This is a genomic window from Streptomyces sp. MnatMP-M17, assembly GCF_900091995.1.
Lineage (GTDB): Bacteria > Actinomycetota > Actinomycetes > Streptomycetales > Streptomycetaceae > Streptomyces.
The window spans coordinates 1-10,118 of record NZ_FMDK01000337.1 but is presented as its reverse complement, the minus strand read 5'-3'; the positions used below and the strand labels follow the sequence as shown (position 1 = coordinate 10,118).

Annotated in this window: 9 protein-coding genes and 1 pseudogene; 8 read left to right on the top strand and 2 right to left on the bottom strand. The window is 67.4% G+C overall.

The genetic code is table 11. The features are described from left to right. The 8 genes and pseudogenes from GA0115259_RS41875 to pssA form a co-directional block, all read left to right on the top strand. A pseudogene (locus GA0115259_RS41875) lies at positions 1–130 on the top strand (TetR family transcriptional regulator); the annotation flags it as partial. A gap of 390 nt (positions 131–520) precedes the next feature. Continuing rightward, complete coding sequence (ccrA, locus tag GA0115259_RS15710; protein ID WP_256098015.1) at positions 521–1,936, top strand: crotonyl-CoA carboxylase/reductase; 1,416 nt, start codon at positions 521–523, stop codon at positions 1,934–1,936. A gap of 10 nt (positions 1,937–1,946) precedes the next feature. Further along, on the top strand, positions 1,947–3,959 hold the full coding sequence (locus GA0115259_RS15705) for a protein meaA (RefSeq protein ID WP_093596762.1): 2,013 nt from the start codon (positions 1,947–1,949) through the stop codon (positions 3,957–3,959). Continuing rightward, positions 3,956–4,951 carry an HpcH/HpaI aldolase/citrate lyase family protein gene (locus tag GA0115259_RS15700; RefSeq protein WP_093596759.1) on the top strand — a complete coding sequence of 332 codons (996 nt, stop codon included), beginning with the start codon at positions 3,956–3,958 and terminating at the stop codon, positions 4,949–4,951. Before GA0115259_RS15705 ends, GA0115259_RS15700 begins: the two co-directional genes overlap by 4 nt. 3 nt (positions 4,952–4,954) lie before the next feature. Next, positions 4,955–5,461, top strand: coding sequence for a MaoC family dehydratase (locus tag GA0115259_RS15695; protein ID WP_093596756.1), 507 nt, complete (start codon positions 4,955–4,957; stop codon positions 5,459–5,461). A gap of 7 nt (positions 5,462–5,468) precedes the next feature. Then, complete coding sequence (locus tag GA0115259_RS15690) at positions 5,469–6,674, top strand: acyl-CoA dehydrogenase family protein (RefSeq protein WP_093596753.1); 1,206 nt, start codon at positions 5,469–5,471, stop codon at positions 6,672–6,674. 180 nt (positions 6,675–6,854) lie between these two features. Next, the gene (locus GA0115259_RS15685) at positions 6,855–7,502 is read left to right on the top strand and encodes a phosphatidylserine decarboxylase (RefSeq protein WP_066943027.1); all 648 of its coding nucleotides are present in this window, start codon (positions 6,855–6,857) and stop codon (positions 7,500–7,502) included. Further along, a complete protein-coding gene (gene pssA, locus GA0115259_RS15680; RefSeq protein ID WP_176732561.1) occupies positions 7,489–8,349 on the top strand; it encodes a CDP-diacylglycerol--serine O-phosphatidyltransferase in 861 nt (286 codons plus the stop codon). The genes GA0115259_RS15685 and pssA overlap by 14 nt, the downstream gene beginning before the upstream one ends. A gap of 82 nt (positions 8,350–8,431) precedes the next feature. On the opposite strand, the gene GA0115259_RS15675 is transcribed toward pssA, so the two are convergent. Both GA0115259_RS15675 and GA0115259_RS15670 read right to left on the bottom strand, forming a co-directional pair. Then, entirely contained in the window at positions 8,432–9,553 is a 1,122-nt protein-coding gene (locus GA0115259_RS15675) for a lipid II:glycine glycyltransferase FemX (RefSeq protein WP_093596747.1), read from the bottom strand. Positions 9,554–9,743: 190 nt separating this feature from the next. After that, the coding region (locus GA0115259_RS15670; protein ID WP_141716581.1) for a glycerate kinase at positions 9,744–10,118 on the bottom strand (375 nt) is incomplete at its 5' end.

Here is a 10,118-nt window from a genome sequence, read left to right as displayed (position 1 = left end):
CGGCGGCAAGCCGCAGCACGCCGCGGCCTCGGCCCGCACCAGCGGGGATGTCCTGGTGACGGTGGCGCGCACGGACGCTCCGCTGGACGAGGTCATGCGCACCATCAAGCAGGCGCTCAGAGACGCGTAGTCGCGTCGTAGCCGCGCTGCGACCGCGCTGTGGTCGTCCCGCGGCACACCATGCGCCCATATGGTCACATGAGGTGATACTCCCCGCCGAGGGAGCGGTAGACATTGCTCATGCGTGTGTCACCGATGACAAGTGAGAGAGATTTCTGGCACCCAGTGCCTTGTCATGTGTCACGGCGTGCCATACCGTGAGGTTGTCCGGCTGTTCCCGCAAGCCATCTCGCTTGTGCGCCCGGACGCCTGCGTCACAGGCAACCTCCGCGCCCACCCGGCGCCGCCGATCAGCGCGATCAGCAGCACCCGCCGAACCGACGGCACCTCCACCGCACACCAGCAAGCAGCGAGCAGCCCTCTCGCATCTCGCTCCCTCAGCTTCGCCGGAGGCTCCACCGTGAAGGAAATCCTGGACGCGATCCAATCGCCGGACACCACGTCCGCCGACTTCGCCGCACTGCCCGTCCCCGGTTCGTACCGCGCGGTGACCGTGCACAAGGACGAGACCGAGATGTTCGCCGGTCTCCCCACCCGCGAGAAGGATCCCCGCAAGTCGCTCCATCTCGACGAGGTACCGGTGCCCGAACTCGGGCCCGGCGAGGCCCTCGTGGCCGTCATGGCCAGCTCGGTGAATTACAACTCGGTCTGGACGTCGATCTTCGAGCCGCTGCCGACCTTCGGTTTTCTGGAGCGGTACGGCAAGGTCAGCGAACTCGCCAAGCGGCACGATCTGCCGTACCACATCATCGGCTCCGACCTCTCCGGTGTCGTGCTGCGCACCGGGCCCGGTGTCAACGCCTGGCGGCCGGGCGACGAGGTCGTCGCGCACTGTCTCTCCGTCGAGCTGGAGTCGTCCGACGGCCACAACGACACGATGCTCGATCCCGAGCAGCGGATCTGGGGCTTCGAGACCAACTTCGGCGGTCTGGCGGAGCTCGCCCTAGTGAAGTCCAACCAGCTCATGCCCAAGCCCCAGCATCTGACCTGGGAGGAGGCGGCGGCGCCCGGACTTGTCAACTCGACCGCGTACCGCCAGCTCGTCTCCCGCAACGGCGCCGGGATGAAGCAGGGCGACAATGTGCTGATCTGGGGCGCGAGCGGCGGACTCGGCTCGTACGCCACACAGTTCGCGCTCTCCGGCGGCGCGAATCCGGTCTGTGTGGTCTCCAGCGACCGGAAGGCGGAGCTCTGCCGGCGGATGGGCGCCGAGGCGATCATCGACCGTACCGCCGAGAGCTACCGGTTCTGGAAGGACGAACAGCACCAGGACCCGCGCGAGTGGAAGCGCTTCGGCAAACGCATCCGCGAACTGACCGGCGGCGAGGACGTGGACATCGTCTTCGAGCACCCGGGACGCGAGACCTTCGGCGCGAGTGTGTATGTCACACGCAAGGGCGGCACGATCGTGACCTGCGCGTCGACCTCCGGCTACACCCATGAGTACGACAACCGCTATCTGTGGATGTCCCTGAAGCGGATCGTGGGCTCGCACTTCGCCAACTACCGCGAGGCGTGGGAGGCCAACCGGCTGGTGGCCAAGGGCCGGATCCATCCGACGCTGTCGAAGGTGTACGCCCTGGAGGACACCGGCCAGGCCGCGTACGACGTGCACAGCAACCGCCACCAGGGCAAGGTCGGTGTGCTGGCGCTGGCGCCGCGCGAGGGCCTGGGCGTACGGGACGAGGAGCTGCGCGCACGGCACATCGACGCCATCAACCTCTTCCGCGACGCGCCCGCACGGCAGGACGGGCGCTCACACTCACGGGGACGCCCGCACGCCGCCTCCGCCGCCTCCGCGTCAACCGAAGCCTGAGGGCGGCGCCATGACGGACCATGGGAAGGACCGGCCCTGGCTGATGCGGACCTACGCCGGTCATTCGACCGCCGAGGCCTCCAACGAGCTGTACCGGCGCAATCTCACCAAGGGACAGACGGGCCTCTCCGTCGCGTTCGATCTCCCGACGCAGACCGGCTACGACCCGGATCATCTTCTCGCCCGCGGCGAGGTCGGCCGGGTCGGCGTCCCGGTCTCCCATCTCGGCGACATGCGGCGCCTGTTCCAGGACATCCCGCTGGAGCGTACGAACACCTCGATGACCATCAACGCCACCGCGATGTGGCTGCTGGCGCTCTACCAGGTGGTCGCGGAGGAACAGGGCGCGGACATCTCCGCCCTCCAGGGCACGACACAGAACGACATCGTCAAGGAGTACCTCTCGCGCGGGACGTATGTCTTCCCGCCGGCCCCGAGTCTGCGGCTGACCACGGACATGATCACCTACACGGTGAACCACATGCCCCGATGGAACCCGATCAATATCTGTAGCTACCACCTCCAGGAGGCGGGCGCGACTCCGGTGCAGGAGATCGCGTACGCGATGTCCACCGCGATCGCCGTGCTCGACGCGGTGTTCGCGTCCGGACAGATCCCCGAGGAGCGCAAGGGGGATGTGGTCGGCCGGATCTCGTTCTTCGTCAACGCCGGTGTGCGCTTCATCGAGGAGATGTGCAAAATGCGGGCGTTCTCCCGTATCTGGGACACGGTCACCCGTGAGCGGTACGGCATCGAGGACGCCCGGCAGCGCCGCTTCCGCTACGGCGTCCAGGTCAACTCGCTCGGACTGACCGAGGCCCAGCCCGAGAACAACGTCCAGCGGATCGTCCTCGAAATGCTGGCGGTGACACTCTCCAAGGACGCCCGCGCCCGTGCCGTACAGCTCCCGGCCTGGAACGAGGCGCTGGGACTGCCCAGGCCCTGGGACCAGCAGTGGTCGCTGCGGATACAGCAGGTGCTGGCGCACGAAAGCGATCTGCTGGAGTACGAGGACATCTTCGAGGGCTCGCATGTCGTCGAGGACAAGGTGGCGGCCCTGGTCACGGAGAGCCTGGCGGAGATCGGCCGTATCCAGGAGATGGGCGGCGCGCTGGCGGCCGTCGAGTCCGGCTATCTCAAGTCGCGGCTGGTCTCCTCGCACGCCGGGCGCCGGGCGCGGATCGAGTCGGGCGAGGAGAGGATCGTCGGTGTCAACTGCTACGAGTCCACCGAGCCCAGTCCGCTCACCGCCGATCTGGACACCGCGATCATGACGGTCGACCCGGCGAACGAGGCACGGGTGGTGGCGGCGCTGCACACCTGGCGGGACGGCCGCGACGAGGCCCGGGCCGGCGAGGCCCTGGCCGCGCTGAAGAAGGCCGCGGCGGGCACCGCCAATCTGATGCCCGCGACCGTGGAGTGCGCGCGGGCCGGAGTGACGACCGGTGAGTGGTCCTGGGCGCTGCGGGACGTCTTCGGCGAGTTCCGCGCGCCGACGGGCGTGAGCGGAGCGCCGGTCGCGGTGGGCGCGGAGGCGGGCACCGCGCTCGCCTCCGTACGGGAGAAGGTGTCCCGCACCGCGGATGAGCTGCGCTCGGGACGGCTGCGGCTGCTGGTCGGCAAGCCCGGTCTGGACGGGCACTCCAACGGCGCCGAGCAGATCGCCGTCCGCGCGCGCGACGCCGGCTTCGAGGTGGTCTACCAGGGCATCAGACTGACACCGGAGCAGATCGTCGGTGCCGCGCTCGCCGAGGATGTGCACTGTGTGGGCCTGTCGATCCTCTCCGGATCGCATGCGGCACTGGTGCCCGACGTGCTGGCGCGGCTGCGCGAGGCGGGCGCGGGCGATATCCCGGTGGTCGTCGGCGGGATCATCCCGAGCGGCGACGCCGAGGATCTGCGGGCGGCCGGAGTGGCCGCCGTCTTCACGCCGAAGGACTTCGGAATCACCGGGATCATCGGCCGTATCGTCGATGAGATCAGGAAAGCGAACAAGCTCGATCCCTTGGAGGTCCACGCATGACCGCGCCTGCCACGCCCGCCGCGCCCCCCGCAGCCGCCGCGAACCGGCTGCGTCCGCGCCGCTCCTGTCTCGCCGTACCGGGCTCGAATCCGCGCTTCCTGGAGAAGGCCCAAGGACTCCCGGCCGACCAGGTCTTCCTCGATCTGGAGGACGCCTGCGCGCCGCTCGCCAAGGAGGGCGCCCGGCACACCATCGTCGACGCGCTGAACAAGGGCGACTGGAGCGGCAAGATCCGGGTGGTCCGCGTCAACGACTGGACGACGCACTGGACCTACCGCGATGTGATCACGGTGGTGGAGGGCGCGGGCCACAATCTCGACTGTGTGATGCTGCCGAAGGTCCAGGACGCCCAGCAGATCGTCGCCCTCGATCTGCTGCTCACCCAGATCGAGAAGACGATGGGCTTCGAGGTCGGCAGGATCGGTATCGAGGCACAGATCGAGAACGCCAAGGGCCTGGTGAACGTGGACGGGATCGCCGGCGCGTCCCCGCGTCTGGAGACCATCGTCTTCGGTCCCGCCGACTTCATGGCCTCGATCAATATGAAGTCCCTGGTCGTCGGGCAGCAGCCGCCCGGCTATGGCGCGGACGCCTACCACTACATCCTGATGCGCATTCTGATGGCCGCCCGTACATACGATCTCCAGGCGATCGACGGCCCGTATCTCCAGATCCGCGATGTGGACGGCTATCGCGAGGTGGCGGGGCGCGCGGCGGCGCTCGGCTACGACGGCAAGTGGGTGCTGCACCCGGGCCAGATCGAGGTGTCGAACGAGATTTTCTCGCCCTCCCAGGAGGACTACGACCACGCCGAGCTGATTCTCGACGCGTACGAGTACTACACGTCCGAAGCGGGCGGCAAGAAGGGCTCCGCGATGCTCGGCGACGAGATGATCGACGAGGCCAGCCGCAAGATGGCACTGGTCATCTCCGGCAAGGGCCGGGCCGCCGGAATGCGGCGCACCACCGCCTTCGAAGCTCCGGAGGCGTGAGCGATGCGATTCGGCAGGACCTTCGAGGAGTTCGAGGTCGGCGCGGTCTACAAGCACTGGCCCGGCAAGACGGTCACGGAGTACGACGACCACCTGTTCTGTCTGCTCACCATGAACCACCACCCACTGCATCTGGACAGCAACTACGCCGAGCGGACGACCGACTTCGGGAAGAACGTCGTCGTGGGCAATTACATCTACTCACTCCTGCTGGGCATGTCGGTGCCGGACGTCTCCGGCAAGGCCATCGCCAATCTGGAGGTCGAGTCGCTCCGCCATATCGCGCCGACCTTCCACGGCGACACGATCTACGGCGAGACAACCGTGCTCGACAAGACGCCGTCGAAGTCCAAGAGCGACCGCGGGATCGTGTATGTGGAGACCAAGGGATACAAGCAGGACTCCACGGTCGTCTGTGTCTTCCGCCGCAAGGTGATGGTGCCCACCGAGAAGTACATCAAGGAGCGCGGCGGCGAGCAGCCCGGCCGCCCCGAGCCCCGGGAGAAGTGACTTAGCCATGAGCCGACTCGCCCAGACAGCCGGGCTGACCGAAATCCAGCGGGAGATCCTGGCGACCGTCAGGGACTTCGTGGACAAGGAGATCCTCCCGGTCGCCACGGAGCTGGAGCACCGCGACGAGTATCCGACGCAGATCGTCGAGGGCCTCAAGGAACTCGGGCTGTTCGGACTGATGATTCCCGAGGAGTACGGCGGTCTGGGCGAGTCGCTGCTGACCTACGCGCTCTGTGTGGAGGAGATCGCCCGCGGCTGGATGTCCGTCTCGGGCATCGTGAACACCCACTTCATCGTGGCGTACATGCTCAAGCAGCACGGCACCCAGGAGCAGAAGGACGCCTTCCTGCCCAAGATGGCGGCCGGCGAGGTGCGTGGCGCGTTCTCGATGTCCGAGCCCGGTCTCGGCTCGGACGTCTCCGCGATCACGTCCAAGGGTGTGCGGGACGGTGACTCGTATGTACTGGACGGCCAGAAGATGTGGCTCACCAACGGCGGTACGTCCACTCTTGTGGCCGTGTTGTGCCGTACCGACGAGGGCCATCCGGAGGGCACGGCCAGGCACCGCTCGATGAGCACGTTCCTGGTCGAGAAGGAGCCCGGCTTCGGTGAGGTACGGCCCGGACTCACCATTCCCGGGAAGATCGACAAGATGGGCTACAAGGGCGTCGACACCACCGAGATGATCATGGACGGACTGCGCATTCCGGCCAATCGGGTACTCGGCGGTACCACCGGCCGAGGGTTTTACCAAATGATGGACGGCGTCGAAGTGGGCCGGGTCAATGTCGCCGCGCGCGGCTGTGGCGTCGCACAGCGCGCTTTCGAGCTGGGCGTGGCATATGCCCAGCAACGTCACACCTTCGGCAAACCCATCGCACAGCATCAGGCGATCCAGTTCAAGCTGGCCGAAATGGCGACCAAGGTGGAAGCCGCCCATGCGATGATGGTGAACGCGGCACGCAAAAAGGACTCCGGGGAGCGAAACGACCTGGAGGCAGGGATGGCGAAGTACCTCGCCTCCGAGTACTGCAAGGAAGTCGTCGAGGACGCCTTCCGGATCCACGGCGGTTACGGCTTCTCCAAGGAGTACGAGATCGAGCGCCTCTACCGCGAGGCACCGATGCTGCTGATCGGCGAGGGTACCGCCGAGATCCAGAAAATGATCATTGGCCGCCGACTGCTGGAGGAGTACCGATCGCAGGCCTGATTGTCGCTTTTGATCTTGTTTGGCCGCGAAGTCAACCACGTCTGAGCGACGAGGGCCACCGGCTTCAAGCCGCTCGACTCGGCTGCTGGCTTGCTCAGTTGCTGCTCGCAACCGATACCATCGCTGGAAAGCCGCCGTCCCCCGTTACCCGCGCGGCATCATCCGCTACGAAGGTCATCCATGCCCCACAGCCAAACCTCTGCACCACGCGGCCGGGTCCGCCTCGCGCGCGGAGCATCGCCGTGGCTCCTGCCCACCGTCGCCACCGCGGCGATCGGGCTGGTCCGTGCTCGCCGTTCCCGGCGTGCCGCTGTCCTCGCTGTGCCCGCCACCGCGCTCGCGGCGGGCATGCTGTGGTTCTTCCGCGACCCCGAGCGTGAGATCACTCAGGGCCGGGTCATCTCGCCGGCCGACGGTGTGGTGCAGAGCATCATGCCGTGGAAGGACGGGCGCACCCGGGTCGCCATCTTCATGAGTCCGCTGAACGTCCATGTCAACCGCGCTCCCCTCGCGGGAACCGTGACCTCCGTCGAGCACATCCCCGGCGGATTCGTTCCGGCGTTCAACAAGGAGAGCGAGAACAACGAGCGCGTTGTCTGGCACTTCGACACCGAGCTGGGCGATATCGAGATGGTGCAGATCGCGGGCGCGGTGGCCCGCCGCATCGTCCCGTATCTGCCTCAGGGAACCAAGGTGGAACAGGGCGAGCGCATCGGCCTGATCCGTTTCGGCTCGCGTGTCGACATCTACCTTCCAGAAGGTGTCGATGTCGCTGTCGAGGTCGGTCAGACCACGACCGCAGGGGTGACTCGAATTGACCGTGATTGATCCTGATACGCAAGCCGGCTGGGCCACCGAGGCCGAGGCCGAAGCGGAGGACGACGCGGAGGAGATGCCGCTGTCGCTGAGGCTGTCGATAGCGGACACCCTCACACTCGGCAATGCCACCTGCGGCTTCATGGCCGTCTACTTCACCACGACCGGCATCCTCATCCCGCATCTCACGGGCAGCGACGAGACCGGCATGGCGCGGCACTCCGCGGCGACGGCCGTGATCCTGATGCTGTGCGCCGCGGTCTTCGATCTGTTCGACGGGCTCGTGGCACGCAAGCTGCGCAGCTCACCGATGGGCGCCGAGCTGGACAATCTCTCCGACCTGATCAGCTTCGGTCTCGCTCCCGCGTACTTCGTCCTGGTGTACGGGATGGTCGCGGATGACGCCCATCAGCGGGTCTCGGCTCTGGCGGCGGTGGTCGTGCTGCTCGCCGTCGTCCTGCGGCTGGCCAGATTCTCCTGCGTGACGCTGAAGGACGGCATGTTCCAGGGCATGCCGAGCCCCTTCGGCGCGCTGACGGTCATCTCGATCGTGCTGCTGGAGCTGCCCTTCGTGCCGACGCTGCTCGCGATCGTCGGAGTCGCGTGGCTGATGGTCAGCCGGGTGGAGTATCCGAAGCCACGCGGAATTCTCGCGGTGGCGATGCTGAGCTGGATCGTGGCCGCGATGGGGCTGCTGGCGGCGTGGGCGTTCGACGCTCCCGGCGGTCAGCTGCTGCTCCAGACGGGCTGTGCGCTCCAGGTCGTGACGGGCGCGGTCATTCCGCTCTTCGCCACGGCCCGGCGGGTGAACACCTTCCGCGACAACCGCCGCGAGGCGCGGGCGGCGCAGCTTCCGTAGTACGTCGTGACCGCGAGGGCCCGGGTGCGCTGCGCACCCGGGCCCTCGCGGTTCGCCGGACCGGTACCGTCCGGCGCGTGGTTCAGCGCTTGGCCATATAGAGGTCGAGCGCCTTGTGCAGCAGTTTGTTGAGCGGATAGTCCCATTCGCCCAGATACTCGGCCGCCTCACCGCCCGTGCCCGCCTTGAAGCGGAGCAGACCGAGGAGATGGTTGCTCTCGTCCAGGGTGTCGGTGATGCCTCGCAGGTCGTAGACGCCGGCGCCGAGTTCATGGGCGTCGCACATCATCCGCCACTGGACGGCGTTGTTCGGCTGCACCTCGCGTCTGCGGGCGGTGGAGGCTCCGTACGAGTACCAGACGTGGTCACCGACGGTGAGCATGATCGCCGCGGACAGGACCTCACCGTCGTGATGGGCGAGATAGAGCCGCATCCGGTCGGGATGCTCGCGGGTCAGCGCGGTCCACATGCCCTGGAAGTAGGTCAGTGGACGCGGCAGGAACTGGTCGCGCTCCGCGGTCTCCCGGTACAGCTCGTAGAAGGCGGGCAGATCCTCGTAGCCGCCGCGTTCCACCTTCACACCGGCGCTCTCGGCCTTCTTCACATTGCGCCGCCACTGCTGGTTGAAGCCGCGCTGGATCTCGTCCAACGACCGTCCCGCGAACGGCACTTGGAAGACATACCGAGGCTGTCCGACGCTGAAGCCGTCGTCCGTGCCGTCGTCGTTCTGTCGCCAGCCCATACGGTGCAGCCGGTCGCTGACCGCGAACGCGCGCGGTTCGGTGCTGGTCGGTTCGACGTCACGCAGCCTACGGACCTCCGGATCGGCGATGGCCGCCTTGACCACGTCCGCCGTCCAGCGGCGGGCGACGACGGGCGGGCCCATCTTCACCGAGAACGCCCCGCGGGACTTGAGATGGGCCAGCATCGGCTGGAGCCACCGGGCCAGGTCCGGGGCGAACCAGTCAATGGCGGGGCCCTCGGGCAGATAGGCGAGATACCGCTTGATCTTCGGTACCGGCCGGTAGAGGACGAGTCCCGCGCCGATGATGTTCCCCCGCTCGTCGAACCACCCGAGGCTCTCCGCCCGCCAGTCCGGCTTCACGTCCCCCCACGAGGGAACCTGCATATGGCTGATCGAGGGTCTGGCTCCGACGAAGGCCAGATGTTCCTTACGCTTGATCGTCTTCAGGCGGTAAGCCATGGGGAGTGCTCCTTCGCTCGGCGCGCAGGTCTGTGGTCAGCAGACCTCTAGTCATACGTGCCGTACGGGCGGGCACGGGCCCGGACACGCGCGAGGGCCGGAGAGGACACACGTGAGGGCGGGCGGGACGGAGGAGGACGGGACGAAGGAGACAGCCCTGTGCTCCGGTGCTGTCTCCCTCGTCCTCGGCTCAGACCAGGAAGTCCCGTGCGATGTTCGCCGCCAGGCGTTCCAGCAGCGGGCCCGCCTCCGCCATACAGACCGCGGGATCCGGCTCCAGCTCGGTCAGGGCGTACGCGCGCCGGATGCCCGCACGGCCCAGGGCCTCCGGCGGGAGGGCCAGCCGGCCGCAGACCGCGATGACCTCGATGTTCCGTGCGCGGGCCGCCGCCGCGACACCCGCAGGGGCCTTGCCGTGGAGCGTCTGTTCGTCCAGCGAGCCCTCACCGGTGATGACCAGCGTCGCCCGGGACAGGGCGGCGGCGAAGCCCAGCACATCGAGCATCACCTCGATACCGGGACGGAAGCTCGCGCCGAGGCCGACCAGCGCGCCGTAGCCGATACC

Coding starts and splice junctions, on each gene's coding strand:
- GA0115259_RS15700 (WP_093596759.1), top strand. CDS start 3,956: ATGACCGCGCCTGCCACGCCCGCCGCGCCCCCCGCAGCCGCCGCGAAC.
- GA0115259_RS15675 (WP_093596747.1), bottom strand. CDS start 9,553: ATGGCTTACCGCCTGAAGACGATCAAGCGTAAGGAACATCTGGCCTTC.
- GA0115259_RS15705 (WP_093596762.1), top strand. CDS start 1,947: ATGACGGACCATGGGAAGGACCGGCCCTGGCTGATGCGGACCTACGCC.
- GA0115259_RS15690 (WP_093596753.1), top strand. CDS start 5,469: ATGAGCCGACTCGCCCAGACAGCCGGGCTGACCGAAATCCAGCGGGAG.
- GA0115259_RS15695 (WP_093596756.1), top strand. CDS start 4,955: ATGCGATTCGGCAGGACCTTCGAGGAGTTCGAGGTCGGCGCGGTCTAC.
- GA0115259_RS15685 (WP_066943027.1), top strand. CDS start 6,855: ATGCCCCACAGCCAAACCTCTGCACCACGCGGCCGGGTCCGCCTCGCG.